A 15,276-nucleotide genomic window follows, 5' to 3' on the forward strand; every position below is an offset into this window, starting at 1 on the left:
AATGGCGATTAACAAACCGCCAAAGGATATTAGCAAAGCTATTATCCCTATGAAAATCGTTATGATTTCATAAGCAGTCATTAGCACCACCTCCCTTCGTATTATTCCGAGTTATCGGTTTATACTTAGGGAGTTTTTTCATCTCGTTCCTGATACTCTCCGGTATCAATATTAACATACTTAATGGGTAATATCAACAAATGTGCTTTTTATATTTATGGAGTTTAAAATGCCTCATAATTATCTCGTAACTTCTCTCCACCGCATAATTCTCAAGTAAATATCTATATCCGTTCTCTCCCATGCGTAGTCTTAGCTCTTTATCTGTAAGCTTACTTACATTTGAGATAAAGTCTTCCACGTTATCACTTATAGAGCTAAGCCCGAAGTCATTATCCACAGCAATCCTCCCGATATCTGTATTTTCATCCGTACAGGCAAGAACAGGGATACCTTCTTTAAGGTAGGATAAGAGCCTTGACGGGAAGTTTGGTATGGTAAACCTGTGGTCAAGAAATATCATCCCGACATCAGAGACTCTTACAAGCCTGTCATAATCAGCCTTAGGCAGGAATTTAATCAGGGTGAGATTGTTTGGCTTATACTCACTTACAAATGCCAGAAGCTTTCCGTATTCGGTCCCGTCACCGCAGACTACAAAGTAAGCTTCCTCCACTGTGGAAGCCTTCTTTATGCACTCTATGATGAAAGGTATATCCTGAGGCTTGCCAAGGTTGCCTCCGTAGAGAAATATGGTTTTGTCTACCGGGATACCGTATTTAGCAAACAGCTCTTCTCTATCAGCTTCCCTTGTTTTAGCTATACCATCAGCACTTAATGCTACACTGATATCCGCCTCAACCTTTATAGAATTAGGGCAGACTTCCACCTTGTTACTGTCGATTTCATTATTCTTAAGCAGATAGTCTACATTGGCAGGAGACATACAGCCTATATAGTCAGATATCTCATAGAGTTTTTTTTCTTTGCTTCTAAATAGTGCTTTCGCCATAAATGGCTTTAATATACCTATATCCACAGCATTCTGTGGAAAGATATCCTTTAGCAAAAGATAGGTCGCTGCTCCGGTACTCCTTTTTACCCTCTCTACCACAGCAGCCAGGCTGATAGGAGGAGTCGAGTATAATATAAGGTCAAACTTTGTCCCCGGAAAATACTTATAGACAGCCTTTAAGTACTGCGAGGCAAGCCTCATCTGGGATATCCCCTTTTCAAGCATACCCACTCCAAAGAGGTTTCCTGTTCTGCACCTTACAAGGGTTATGTTCGGGGCACTTATAACCTCTTCCTCTCCCGCCTCCTTTTTCTCAAGCGGCGATATTATAGATACTTTATGCCCTTTTTCCGCAAAGCATTTCATAAGATCCATATATATCCCCTCATCTGAGGGAGAGTATATTTTCATAAGTGTTAGAAACAATATCTGCATGTTATTTACCTTTTCTAATGTCGTAAAATGCCCTTACATCGCCCATCTTTATCTTCCTTGCAGGATTGCCCACTACCATTACTCTGTCATCTACATCCTTTATAACCACAGAGCCCATGCCAACCACAGAGCCGTCACCAATGCCTACTCCCTGCTTCACGGAAGCATTTAGCCCGATGAAGGAATTCTCCCCAAGGCTTGAGCCACCGCCCATAGCCACGAAGCTGGACACAACTGAGTTCCTTCCGACACTGCACTCGTGGTCAATCGCCGCAAGGGGCTGTATGAGTACATTTTCCTGCAAATGAGTCTTTACCGAGATAAAGGCATTAGATCCTATCATCACCCCTTCTTCAAGCCTTGCACTGCCTGCAATGACCGCCGATGGGTGGATGAGGGTAGCAAAGCTATAGCCTGCCTCTTTTACCTTCTTGTATATCTTATCTCTCACTACAGGCTCCCCTATGCCGGTCATAAACTCAATCTCTGATGCACTGTATCTGCTTTTTGCCTCAGTAAAGGTGATAATCCTCTCTCCGTCTGTCTTTTCGGTAGCATCATCAATAAATATGATCTTTTCCCACCTGTTCTCCTTTTCGTTAATCACCATTGCAAGCTCTTCTACCTCGAGCCCGTGTCCGCCGTATCCATATATTCCAAGTACCATATCCCCTCCTTATAGTGCTTATTTTAGCCACAAATCTCCTACAGCATCCGAAGGCATCCTGAAGTCCCCTCTAGGAGACAGTGTTACCGAGCCTACCTTTGGTCCGTCAGGAAGACAGGACCTCTTGTACTGCTGAGCGAAGAATCTGCGGTAAAAGCTCTTTAGCCACTTCTCTATCTCTTCTTTTGTATACTCATCTGCAAATGTAAGACAGGCTATTCTATATAGCTTGTCAGGCTCCATTCCCCATCTTACCATGTTGTAGAGGAAGAAGTCATTTAATTCATAAGGACCCACTATAGCCTCTGTCTTCTGCTCGGTCTCACCGTCATCATTGGTTGGAAGAAGCTCAGGGCTTACCGGTGTCTCAACTATGTCGGTAAGTACATCTGACAGTTCCTTCTTTCCGTCTTCAAGAGCAAGTTCAGCAGCATGTCTTACTAACTGCCTTACAAGCGTCTTTGGAATGGATGCATTTACACCGTACATAGACATATGGTCCCCATTGTAGGTAGCAAAGCCAAGTGCCAGCTCACTCATATCTCCTGTTCCTATAACGAGGCCTCCGTACTCATTGGCCAGGTCCATAAGTACCTGTGTACGCTCACGAGCCTGTGCATTTTCAAATGTTACATTGTGGTCATTTACATCGTGGCCTATATCCTTTAAGTGGGAAAGCACAGACTCTTTGATGTTTATTTCACGAAGTGTGATGCCAAGTTCCTTTGCAAGCTTTATGGCATTGTGGTAGGTCCTTCCTGTAGTTCCAAAGCAAGGCATGGTTACTGCTATCACATTTTCCCTGCTAATACCTAACATGTCCATAGTCCTACATATAACGATGGCAGCAAGGGTCGAGTCAAGTCCTCCGGAGAGGCCAACTATAGCGTATTTACAGCCTGTATGAGCCATTCTCTTCTTAAGCCCAAGTGCCTGAATGGTAATAACATCCTCTGAACTGCTGTCTCTTTCTTCCTTACACTCAGGTATGAAGGGAGACTTTGGAAAGGTTCTAAGAAGAGGTGTCTCTATGAGCTTTTTCTCAGACTTACCTTCACTGTTTTTCTCTGTAGTATATACATTTTCGTAAGAGAAGTCTATAAAGTCATAGCTCTCCCAGCCCATTATTTCACAGGTATTCATCTTTCTTCTCTCGTAGGCAAGCTTATTTATGTCTATCTCTGTAATGATGGTGCCATTCTTAAATCTTGGCTTTTCCGCAAGGATGATGCCATCTTCACATATCAGGTTATGTCCGCCAAATACAAGGTCTGTGGTAGACTCACCTTCTCCCGTTGTAGCATAGATATAGCCTGCATTAAGCCTTGCTGACTGTCCCTGAACGAGGTTCCTTCTATACTCCTGCTTACCCATAATCTCAGGGCTTGCTGAGAGGTTAGCTATAATGGTTGCACCTGCCATAGCGTGATGGTTGCTTGGAGGAATGACTACCCACAAGTCCTCACAGATTTCAGCAGCTACTTTTAGGTTCTTTATATCTTTATTTTCAAATATCAGCTTATTGCCAAAGTATGTATAGCCTGAGCTGTTTTCTTCCCAGTCTAAGAGCCTGTTCTCACCTACGCAAGGGGCAAAATGCCTTGCCTCATATAGCTCTGAATAGTTAGGGATGAATCTCTTTGGCACCAGACCTAGGAGTTCTCCGTCCTTAAATACAGCAGCAACATTGTAAAGCTTCCCGTCAGTTTCAAATGGCAGTCCCACAAAAGTAAGCATATCGAGACCTGCGCTTGCCTTAATTATCTCCTTAAGGGTATCAAGGGCCGCACTTAAGAGCCTCTCCTGAAGAAAAAGCTCGCCACAGGTATAACCTGTAATCGTAAGCTCTGGGAAGACCGCTATCTTTGCTCCCATCTCTGCACAGTATTTCATTTCTTTAATTATGCTCTCTCCGTTAAAATTACAGTCTGCAACCCTTATATCAGGAGTAACTGCGGCAACCTTTACAAATCCATGTCTCATATCTATGTCACAAGTCCTTTCAATAATTTTTTATATTATCTTTCTATTTTACCGCTTTTATGGCATTTTTACAATCATAAAAATAGTTGGTACAATCAAAACAAAGGCCCACCCTGTCACCTGCTTAGGTGGAGGGCGGGCTTATCTTGTGTTTATCTTTATAAACCGTACTTTATTTTAGATTTCTTCCTCTTTACGCTTCCTAAAGGTAAAGCCTGCCATAAGTACAAGGCCAAGGCCTGCTGCGTAATACCAAACTGTGGCAGCGCCACCGGTTCTAGGAAGAGCCTTCTTCTGCTTAGCCTTAAATCCTGCTAAAGGAGTACCATCCTTTTCAAATACATACTCTTTTTCTCCGTTTGGCTTGGTCTTCTTTATAACCTTACCCTGAGGAGTTCCATCTTCACCAATAACCTCGAATTCATCAGGACTGTTTGGCTCATTTGGATCAGGTGTATCATTTATAGGATATGAAGGTACCAAAGGTGTTGGGTTAGGTGTAACCGGAATTACAGGTACCGGATTAGGTGTTTCCGGTGTTGTAGGAATGACCGGAACAGAAGGTGTTGGATTCTGAGGGGCAGGAGGTGTCACCACTCCAGGGGTTACTACTGCACTTGGTGTTAATACTGCACCCGGGGTTACAACTGCACTTGGGGTTAATACTGCACCAGGAGTTGTTATCGTACCAGGAGTTACAACTGCACTTGGTGTCAATACTGCACCAGGAGTTGTTATCGTACCAGGAGTTACAACCGCACTTGGAGTTACAACCGCACTTGGGGTAACTACCGCACTTGGAGTTACAATTGCGCTTGGGGTAATAACTGCAGGAGGAAGTTCTCCCTTCTTCTTGTTGATTACCTTAATCTCGTTCTGCAAGAGTGTAGCCTTGCCTTCATAATCTCCGACTAACTCTACCTTAAAGCCGCTTTCAAGTTCAACGACTTTTATGTTATATGGCTCACTGTTTAATACATACCCTTCCGGAGCCTTTGTTTCAACAAGTTCATAATCTCCTGCTGAAAGGTCTTCTATCTTGATAGCTCCATCAGTTCCTGTCTTAAATGTTCCAAGATTTACCTCAGCAGCGCTTCCGCTTGCAATCTTCTTAAATCTAAACTCAGCTCCGGAAAGTCTTGCTCCCTCTGCGTCAGTCTTTACTATGTTCAGACGCTGATATATCTTGTTTCTTATACGGGCAAATGCATTGGCAGTAACAGTATGTGTAACACTGATACGGCTTCCCTTAATAACAGAGTTTTCGTAAAGAGCTACTGAGTTGCTAAGACCGTCTCCACGCTTTGCATCGTCTGCAAAATCTGTAATATAAGATATCTTATAGGTACTGTTTCTATCAGGTATTTTAACAACAAGCTGACCTTCCTTTATGTCATAGGAGAATATCTTATCAAGGTTTTCTGTTATTTCTTTCTCTGCGACAAAGTTACCCTTGTCATCAATTGTACCCTTAGCTATCTTGTAGTTGTCGCCCTCTAAGATGAGCTTATCACTACCCTTTTCTTTTCTAAGGACAACGCCTGCACCAAGCTTGTCTACAAGCGATACCTCGGTGTTGTCACTGTCTTCGTACACTCTATATGGTCTGTAATATACATTCCAGTTGATAAAGCCCTGTTCATCTAAGTAGACTTTATCCTTGTCCTGCTGGCCATCGTAGTTCTTCCAGAGGTATCTGTTATCATAGTTTGCATAAGCAAGACTCATAAATACCTTATCGTTCTGCCTTAGATTTGTGCCGAAGGTTGAATAACCTTCAAGACCAAGGTAAGCATTGTTTCTGCTCATGAATCTCTCATTGATGTTTACATCCTTGAGTCTTAGCTTAACAAATATAGCGTAAGGAGCGTCAAGCTTGTCAAAGTTAATCTGAAGAGCAAGCTTCTCTGAACCTCTTGTGATATACTCAGAGCTAATGCCCTTAGCCTTAAGTTCATCATCAGTAAGGTATTTGCCATAAGCATTTACCTCTTCAACCTTAGATCCTGCATCACCTACAGTCTCACCAGGCTCTTTAACAGCCGGTGTTCCCTTGTACATAACAAAGTATTTATCATTGGCTGGATTGTCCTTGTCCTCGGCTATAGGAACAAGCATAAATCTGTCATCCGGCACAACTTCTCTTAATATGAACTTGCCCACATCTCCATCTACGTCCTTTAATTCAGCTGCATTTACGCTGATTTTATATACTATGGACTTAGTCTTTCTGTCGAAAGCTGTATCCTGGTTGTTGATAAGCTCATTTGCTGAGTTGATTACATCATCATTTACTGCCTCAGCATTGTAATCAGCCAATAACTTATTAGCTGCCTCTGCTGAAAGTGTCTGCTTTAAGAGCATCTTTCCATAATATCTGTACTGGACCTTGTCAGAAAGTACAGGATGAGCTCCCTTGGTAAGAACAGCGTAGTTATCTACCTTAGTGGCTTCGCTCATAATTACTTCTCGGTCAGTTATTCTTGACTTGAACTTTACAAAGTTTACCTTATCATTTACAAGCTTAGTCTCAAGTACGTGGCCTACTACCTTACCATCCTTAACAATCTCATACACATTGCTTGTAACACCTTCTGTAGCTGATGTAAGAGGCTTGGCTAGATTTAACAGTCTCTGATGCTTTACCTTATCAGGCATTATATCCTTAAGTTTAGTTCCGTTTGCAAGGGAGGTAACTGAATTCTCTCCTACCTTTCTTACAGAGTAGCCATTTCCTTCATTTACAACATCTCTGCTTACATTAGTATTGTTATCAAATATAAATACATCATAGAGGTTATATGTGCCAGGTGAACTAACCGCGTTCCTATCAACATTTATTACCCACTCAGGCTCATTTCCTACGAACTGACCTGTTCTAGAGCTAATGCCCTTAGCCTGCTCAAGAGATACATTACGATAGTCAGCTTCTTTTCTTATTGTACCATAAGGCTTGTCACCGACAGCTCTTGTGTATACGTAAGCATGTAGCTTTACCTTGTTTTTAGAGTTATTGTTCCACCAGGCATAAGCATCATTATCAAAGACTGCAAGGTAGTTATCAGGCTCGATGGTGCTCTCTATTACAAGCTCTCTCTTTTCTTTTACATTAGGAATATTGAAGGTTAACTTCTTTCCTGACTGTGTAGGTACAATTGTAGCAGGCTCACCTTTCCACTTGTTCCTGGCAGTATCCCAGGTTCTAATTGTTGCCTTTACGAAGGTCTGTGCAAGTCTTCCTGTTCTGTCATTTTGTAATTCGTCTTCTACTACCAGGTCGCCCAGGTCATAGCCAGGCTCATTTAATGTAACTCTCCAGGTAATCTTCTTTCCTGTATTGTCAAGATCTCCCCTTTTTTCACCAAACTTTTTCACTTGAACAGCTGCAGTGTCGTAGGCCGCACCTGATGAACTATTCGAATTCTCAGGGAACTTTACTACTCTTGCAGTATTCTGATAGGTAACAAATTTATCACCAGGCTTATAAAATCCTGCAGCATTTACTCTAGTACTTACAGTCGCAACTGCAACTCCAGGGTTAGCCGGATTTAAGTCTGATGCCTGTAACTTATACCTAAACATCTTTTCATTGATGTGGCTGTCAAGATACTCCTCGAAGTCACCCACATTTTTGTTATTTATCCTAAGTGAGCCCGGTATATAATCACCGCCGAGAGCAGGATGGATGGTAGGTCCTTCCACAAGGCTGAATCCCTCAAGACTTATATACTTAACAGGATTTGTGTCCTTGATATATCTTTCAAACTTTATAGTCCAGTCAACTTTGCTGTTCTTCGGATCAAAAACACCTTCTTTTTTGACTCTGACAGCACTGTCTATCTTACCTATTTCATATTCTTTACCTAATAGGGTTATTTTTAGTACATTTTTTTCAAAGTTGATTTTACTTGCATCTGCTTTAAGCTCCATAGATGCTCCAATTCTAGCATCTTTTTGCTTAAATACCTTGTCATCTGTGTCTGAAAAGTCAAATCTTGCTATAAGCCTTCCAGCTGCATTCTTTGTAAAGATTGCATCACAGACCTTTAGTTTGCTGTCATTATCTATTACAGGCACAACTGTTTTATTGGTACCTGCTGCAAGCTTTATGTTGTCTCCCAGGTCAAACTCAACAAAATCATTTTTCTTTATACGGTTTTCTGAGTCTTCCTCACCCTCAAATACGGCTGTAAAGCCGATATTCACCAGGATGTTTCTTGATAAGTCAATTAGAGATGAATCCGTGATAACATCTTCGTAGTTGTTACCACCGTTTTTCCCCTGCTTAAACTCGATAGACGTAGTTGGCATATCCTTTACCAGACTAGTCTTGTCACTTCCTGCCGCGAATACATTGCCTGGAAGCTTTACCCCTGTAAGGAAAAGCGCTGCCGTAAGCACCAGTGCAAGTATAGCAGAACCATGTTTTTTCCACATATTTTTCTCCTTCTTCTTAGGCTCCAACTCCTTTTGAGCCATTTTTAGTTGATTGTTGTAAGGCGAATCGTCATCCTCCTTTAGTTTCTCTAAAACATAATACTGTTGTACTCACATATTATATCGACACACCTTCCTCCTCTCATAATAGATGAAATGGATATTTCGATAAAAACAATATTCTGTCTTTAGATATTTATATCAACAATTTATATATTTTGCAAGTAGAAAAATATGTAGATTTTCGTTTATTTTTGTAGCTTATTTACGATTTTATGTATTTTTAAGATTTTTTGTCAAAAAAAGAAAGAAAGACACTAATTTATAATGTCTTTCTTCCGATATATATTTTTTAGCCTTTTACTTTTAGTCTTCTACTTCCTCAGCTATAAGTCTTGCCAGCTCATCAAGCTTTTCTTCTTGTTCTTCCATTATGGCTGACTTGATGGTAAGTGTCTCTCCTATCTGTCTCATATCCTTTAAGCCATCTACGGTAGCCTTGATGGTCTTGCCGGCACTAGGTGCCCACGAACCGTTCTCTATCACGGCATATGCCCTGTTCCTTACAGTGAGTTCCCTCATCTCTGTAAGCAGCTCATTCATCTTAGGATGAACTGACATATTGTAGGATGCGGATGCAAATACAACCACACTGTACTTAAATATATCGCTGATATGGGAGGAGTAGTGATGTGCAGAAACATCAACCACCTTCATGTTTGTTATTCCACGCTCTGCAAGCTTTGTAGAAAGCAGGTGTGCGGCAAGCTCTGTATTGCCATACATAGACGCGTATGCTATGAATACTCCGTTTTCCTCAGGAGTATAGGTACTCCAAGCCTGATATTTCTCAAGGAAAAAAGGTATGTCTTTTCTCCATACAGGACCATGGAGAGGACAGATATAAGCTATCTCAGCAGGGAGCTTCTTAAATACAGCCTGCACCTGTGCTCCGTATTTTCCTACTATATTGGCATAGTATCTTCTTGCCTCATCAATGAAGCTATTCCTATAGTCAAGCTCATCATTAAATATCCTACCGTCAAGTGCCCCAAAGGAGCCGAAGGCATCTGCGGAGAAGAGTACCTTGTCAGTCTCATCATAGGTAAGCATAACCTCAGGCCAGTGAACCATAGGTGCCATAAGGAACTTAAGGTTGTGCTTTCCTGTGGATATAGTGTCACCTTCGTTCACAAAGATAAAGTGCTCAGTCATATCCACGTGGTAGAACTGAGATATAAGCCCCGCTGTCTTTTTGTTGCCTACTATCTTTAACTCAGGATAGAGGGAAATAAGCTGTGTAATAAGGGAACAATGGTCAGGCTCCATATGGTGAACTACCAAGTAGTCAAGCTTCCTGTTGTCAAGAAGTGAGGTAACGTTGTCTATGAACTGCCTTCCTATTGCATAATCTACCGTATCAAACAGTACTGTCTTTTCATCAATTAAAAGATAAGAATTGTATGCCATTCCATCAGATAATGGGAAGCAGTTCTCAAATAGTGTGATTCTTCTGTCGCTGCTGCCAACATAGTATAAATCATCTGTAATCTGTCTGGTACACTTCATTAGGTTATCCCCTTTCGTAGCACTTTTGTTATTGTATTCAAGTTAGATGCCAAGTACTTTTGACACTCATATCATATTATACAGCAAAAACATGGGAAACTAAAGTCTAAGTTTAGTTTCTCATGTTTTTTATTTAATTCAAATTAGGAATTGTACTTTGAACACTCCTTAAGTCTGGTAAGAGCCCTTGCAAGGGATGCCTGACTAATCCTGTGTTCTTGGATACTCTGCTTCTGTCTTAGCTGTTCCTTGGCTCTTTCAAGAGCATCTCCCGCTCTCTTTGAGTCAATTTCGTCAGGAAGCTCAGCTGTATCCACAAGCATAATGGCTCTGTTGTGGAATATCTGAACCATGCCGCTTCCTACCACCACATAGGTGACAGTCCCATCTTCCTCAACTATATGAGCTTCACCTATATCAACTGCAAGCACCATGTCTTCGTGGTGCGCCTGTATAGCCCTTAGTCCATCACTCTGTGGGATAACTAAGGTCTGGCACTGTCCTTCAAAGAAGATTCTATCACTTGCATATACTTTAAGATAAAATGTTCTATTTGCCACTTATACGGCCTCCTGCTCCATAGCTTCGGCTTTTGCCTTAACTTCATCAATTGTTCCTACGTTGAAGAAAGCTCCTTCAGGATATTCATCCATTTCACCATCTATTATAGCCTTAAAGCCCTTTATTGTCTCAGCAAGAGGCACATACTTGCCCTGAACGCCTGTAAATGTCTCTGCCACAAAGAAAGGCTGTGAAAGGAAACGCTGTATCTTTCTTGCTCTGTTAACTGTCTGTTTGTCAGCCTCTGAGAGCTCTTCCATACCGAGGATGGCGATTATATCCTGAAGTTCTTTGTATTTCTGAAGCATCTCCTGAACTTTTCTTGCTGTATTATAATGCTCCTCTCCTACTACATCCGCCTCAAGGACACGGGAGGATGACTCAAGAGGGTCTACGGCAGGATAAATACCCTGCTCAACTATCTTTCTTGAAAGCACTGTGGTTGCATCCAGATGTGTAAATGTAGTTGCAGGAGCAGGGTCGGTAATGTCATCCGCAGGTACATATACCGCCTGAACCGAAGTAACTGAGCCAGACTTGGTAGAAGCGATTCTCTCCTGAAGCTCACCTACATCTGTTGCAAGAGTTGGCTGATAACCAACTGCTGAAGGCATACGGCCAAGAAGGGCTGAAACCTCTGAGCCCGCCTGCACATAACGGAATATATTGTCTATGAAAAGCAGCACGTCAGCGTTTTTCTCATCTCTAAAATACTCCGCCATAGTAAGTCCTGTCTCAGCGACCCTCATTCTAGCTCCAGGTGGCTCGTTCATCTGACCGAATACCAAGGCAGTCTTAGCTATAACGCCTGACTCCTTCATCTCAGTCCAGAGGTCATTTCCTTCTCTTGAACGCTCACCTACACCGGTAAATATAGAATATCCACCATGCTCAGTAGCTATATTTCTTATAAGTTCCTGAATAAGTACTGTCTTACCTACACCGGCACCTCCGAACAGACCAATCTTTCCTCCCTTTGCATAAGGCGCAAGGAGGTCAATAACCTTGATGCCTGTCTCAAGTATCTCTACCGCAGGACTCTGTTCATCAAACTTAGGAGGTTCTCTGTGTATAGTCCAGTGCTCTTCATTCTCAAGGCTTGCTCCTCCATCGATTGTATCACCGAATACATTGAAAAGCCTGCCAAGCGTAGCCTCGCCTACAGGAACTTTGATACCTGAACCTGTAGCCACTACTTCCATGTCTCTGCTAAGTCCTTCTGAGGCTGTGAGCATGATACATCTGACTATGTTCCCACCCTGGTGTGAAGAAACCTCCATAAGACACTTTTTACCATGGTTATCTACGTATAGAGCATCTTTAATCTTTGGTACATCTTCATCCGGAAACAGGACGTCTACAACCGGTCCCATTACCTGTATTATCTTACCATTCTTCATTCTCATTTCCTCAAATGCTGTGCCTTAGCACCCGCTACAACTTCGGTTATTTCCTGAGTTATCGCAGCCTGCCTTACACGATTATATTGTATTGATAAATCTCTTATTATGTCATCTGCATTGTCATTTGCCGCCTGCATCGCCATCATTCTGGCATTCTGCTCTGAACAAAATGACTCTACAAGCGCTCCGTATACAAAGCCTACCAGATAGTTAGGTATAACCGTATCAAGCACTTCCTTTGGAGATGGAAGCATGGTTATGTCCTGCTCAGTGATGAAGCCTGCAGGGATGTTACCCATAATCTTTTTCTTGTCAAGAGGCAATAGAGGTACTACCTCTGCCTGTGTGACCATGCTATTTACCATCCTTGTGTAAACTATGGTTATCTCGTCTAACTCTCCTGCCTGATACTTATCTACTACAGCACCGACTATCTTACGTGCTCTATGTAAAGACGGATTCTGAGTGGTATAACGGAAATGTGCATCTATCTCCATTCCCTTATTCATAAAATAACTTCTTCCAAGCTCTCCTACAACAAACAAGGAGTGAATCCCCGGCTCACTAAGCCACTTTTCGGTACACTTTATTACGTTGTGGTTATATGCTCCCGCAAGTCCCTTGTCTGCAGTAACTATGATGAGACCTCTCTTCCTCTTTTCAGGAGGTATCTCGTCAAGATTCTTAAGGAAGATATGCTGCATATCCGGCATGTGCCTTAAGAGTCTTGCGATTGCCATCTGGAGATTGTAAAAATACGGCTCGGTATCCCCCAGATTCTTCTTGGCTTTTCTAAGCTTAGTGGAGGATATGAGGTACATAGCCTTGGTTATCTTAGCCGTATCTTTAACGCTTGAGATTCTTTTTTTTATCTCTCTTGCATTAGCCATATTTATTTACCCTCTTTTGCGCCAAGATAAAAGTTACGAAACTGTGTTGCCGCATCTACTATCCGCTGCGTCAAATCTTCAGAAAGTACCTTCTGATTCTCGATTTCTCTGATAATCTCAGGATGATGTGCTTCAAAATAATCAAGCATTTTCATCTGGAAGTCCTTAATCTGATCATTTTCAACAAGCATCATGACCTTCTTTGTAGCCGCAACAAGTGTGATAACCTGTTCGTGAAGTGAAAGCGGCCTGCAGAGAGGCTGCTTTAGAAGCTCCATAAGGCCTTTACCGTATGTAAGCTGATTCTTGGTTACCTGGTCAAGGTCAGATGAAAACTGTGTAAATACTTCCATCTCACGGTACTGTGCCAGGTCAATTCTTATAGAGCCTGATGCCTTCTTCATAGCCTTACTCTGAGCCGCACCACCTACACGGGATACGGAAAGACCTACGTTGACCGCAGGACGCTGACCTGAGAAGAAAAGGCTGCTCTCTAAGAATATCTGTCCATCTGTGATGGAGATTACATTGGTAGGGATGTAGGCAGATACGTCTCCTGCCTGTGTTTCTATGATTGGGAGAGCTGTAATTGAACCTCCACCCGCCTCATCTGATAGGCGGCTGCTTCTCTCAAGAAGTCTTGAATGTAGGTAGAATACATCTCCAGGATAAGCCTCACGTCCCGGTGAACGCTCTAGGAGCAGGGACAAGGCTCTGTATGCAACAGCATGCTTACTAAGGTCATCATACACAATGAGTACATCTTTGCCCTTGTACATAAAGTACTCAGCCATAGAGGTAGCTGCGTAAGGGGCAATGTACTGAAGCGCAGATGAGTCTGAAGCTGTTGCCGACATAATAATAGTGTATGGAAGTGCTCCGTGTTTATCTAAGGTATTAACTAATTTTGCAACTGTAGAAGCCTTCTGGCCTATGGCTACATAGACACAGATAACTCCCTTGTCTTTTTGGTTGATGATAGTATCTACTGCTATGGCAGTCTTACCTGTCTGCCTGTCACCGATTATAAGCTCTCTCTGTCCTCTTCCTATAGGGAACATAGAGTCGATTGCAAGTATACCGGTCTCAAGCGGTACAGATACCGACTTTCTATCAATTATACCCGGCGCTTCATGTTCTACAGGCCTAAAGTCTGATGCGATGATATCTCCGCCACCGTCAATAGGAGTGCCGAGTGCGTCTACAACTCTGCCGAGGAAGCCTTCACCTACAGGTACACCTGTCTTCTTGCCTGTACGGTTGACTCTGTCTCCTTCTGCTACTGTGTCCGCTTTGTTGAAAAGGATACATCCTATGCTGTCAGACTTGATATCCTGCACCATACCTTTGGCACCTGATTCAAACTCTATAATCTCGCCGTACATAGCGTGGTCAATGCCCTGAATCTTGGCGATACCATCACCTACAGCTACGACAAAGCCCACTTCCTGTTCTTTGGTATTAGGCGTGAAGCTCTCTATGCTGCTTCTAAGCTTTGAGAGTCTGTCTTTTGCAATCCTAGCGGCATCAAGCCCATCGTCAAGATAGTTTACATCTGACTTCTCAGAACTCCCATCATCTGAACTTAGAAGCTCAGACATAAGCTGGTCAAGTCTTCCCTTTGTACTCCAGTCATACTCATGAGTTCCAACACGAAGCACAAAACCGCCTACCAAGTCTTTTTTCTCTACGAGATCTATCTTGACCTCATCTTTATTTACACCCTCTTTAGCTGCGACAAAGTCCTTTATTTTGTCAAGCTGGGAGTCAACCGGCGGCGTAACATAAAAAAGGCTCACCTTTAGTTCTTTTTTATTGTTATCAAGATTCACTGTGTTTACCCTCTTTTGTTATAAATTCATCATAAAGATTCTTGTCAGCTGCACCATTGCTGTTGTCATGCATAATCTTACTTGTAGCATCCATGACAAGACGTGCAATCTCCATGTCAGCTTCCCTGATTATCTTCTGATGTTCATCCTTTGCCTGTTCTTTTGCCTTATCAACTATTGTTCCCGCCTTCACATCGGCCTCTTCAAGAATACGCTTGTATTCCTCATCAGCACTTGCTCTGGCCTTGTCGATTATATCCTGTCTTTCATTTGAAGCATTGCTTATAGCCTCTTCATACTTAGCTTTAAGTGCATAAGCATCCTGTTTGGCTGACTCTGCTTCATTAAATTTACCGTTTATAGCATCTCTTCTCTTGTCAATCACATTGTTGATTGGCTTAAACAAAAACAATTTGATTATTATATACCATACCACAATGTTAATCGCCGTAAAGAGGAGATTCCAGTCTACTTTAAGCATTAT

General features: G+C 42.3%; 10 protein-coding genes. All 10 read right to left on the minus strand.

Going from position 1 to position 15,276, the window contains the following annotated elements:
• Positions 1 to 193 precede the first annotated feature (193 nt).
• Positions 194 to 1,390, minus strand: a complete 1,197-nt coding sequence (locus ACO6HM_RS05160; RefSeq protein WP_485390077.1) for a glycosyltransferase family 4 protein — start codon at positions 1,388 to 1,390, stop codon at positions 194 to 196.
• Between the two features lie 61 nt (positions 1,391 to 1,451).
• A complete protein-coding gene (locus ACO6HM_RS05165) occupies positions 1,452 to 2,117 on the minus strand; it encodes a NeuD/PglB/VioB family sugar acetyltransferase (protein ID WP_485390078.1) in 666 nt (221 codons plus the stop codon).
• A gap of 18 nt (positions 2,118 to 2,135) precedes the next feature.
• Positions 2,136 to 4,100, minus strand: a complete 1,965-nt coding sequence (locus ACO6HM_RS05170) for an NAD(+) synthase (protein WP_485390079.1) — start codon at positions 4,098 to 4,100, stop codon at positions 2,136 to 2,138.
• A gap of 177 nt (positions 4,101 to 4,277) precedes the next feature.
• Positions 4,278 to 8,537 (minus strand): SpaA isopeptide-forming pilin-related protein, encoded by a 4,260-nt coding sequence (locus ACO6HM_RS05175; protein WP_485390080.1) that lies wholly within the window; start codon positions 8,535 to 8,537, stop codon positions 4,278 to 4,280.
• Positions 8,538 to 8,903: 366 nt separating this feature from the next.
• On the minus strand, positions 8,904 to 10,106 hold the full coding sequence (locus ACO6HM_RS05180; RefSeq protein ID WP_485390081.1) for an FprA family A-type flavoprotein: 1,203 nt from the start codon (positions 10,104 to 10,106) through the stop codon (positions 8,904 to 8,906).
• Between the two features lie 143 nt (positions 10,107 to 10,249).
• The gene (locus tag ACO6HM_RS05185) at positions 10,250 to 10,666 is read right to left on the minus strand and encodes a FoF1 ATP synthase subunit delta/epsilon (RefSeq protein ID WP_485390082.1); all 417 of its coding nucleotides are present in this window, start codon (positions 10,664 to 10,666) and stop codon (positions 10,250 to 10,252) included.
• Entirely contained in the window at positions 10,667 to 12,067 is a 1,401-nt protein-coding gene (atpD, locus tag ACO6HM_RS05190; protein WP_485390083.1) for a F0F1 ATP synthase subunit beta, read from the minus strand.
• A 2-nt stretch (positions 12,068 to 12,069) separates the two neighbouring features.
• On the minus strand, positions 12,070 to 12,960 hold the full coding sequence (atpG, locus tag ACO6HM_RS05195; RefSeq protein WP_485390084.1) for an ATP synthase F1 subunit gamma: 891 nt from the start codon (positions 12,958 to 12,960) through the stop codon (positions 12,070 to 12,072).
• A gap of 2 nt (positions 12,961 to 12,962) precedes the next feature.
• Positions 12,963 to 14,792: a F0F1 ATP synthase subunit alpha gene (gene atpA / locus ACO6HM_RS05200; RefSeq protein WP_485390085.1), complete on the minus strand. Its 1,830-nt coding sequence runs from the start codon at positions 14,790 to 14,792 to the stop codon at positions 12,963 to 12,965.
• Complete coding sequence (atpF, locus tag ACO6HM_RS05205; RefSeq protein ID WP_485390086.1) at positions 14,782 to 15,273, minus strand: F0F1 ATP synthase subunit B; 492 nt, start codon at positions 15,271 to 15,273, stop codon at positions 14,782 to 14,784. The genes atpA and atpF overlap by 11 nt, the downstream gene beginning before the upstream one ends.
• Positions 15,274 to 15,276: the final 3 nt, after the last annotated feature.

It is taken from the genome of Catonella sp., from assembly GCF_057250765.1.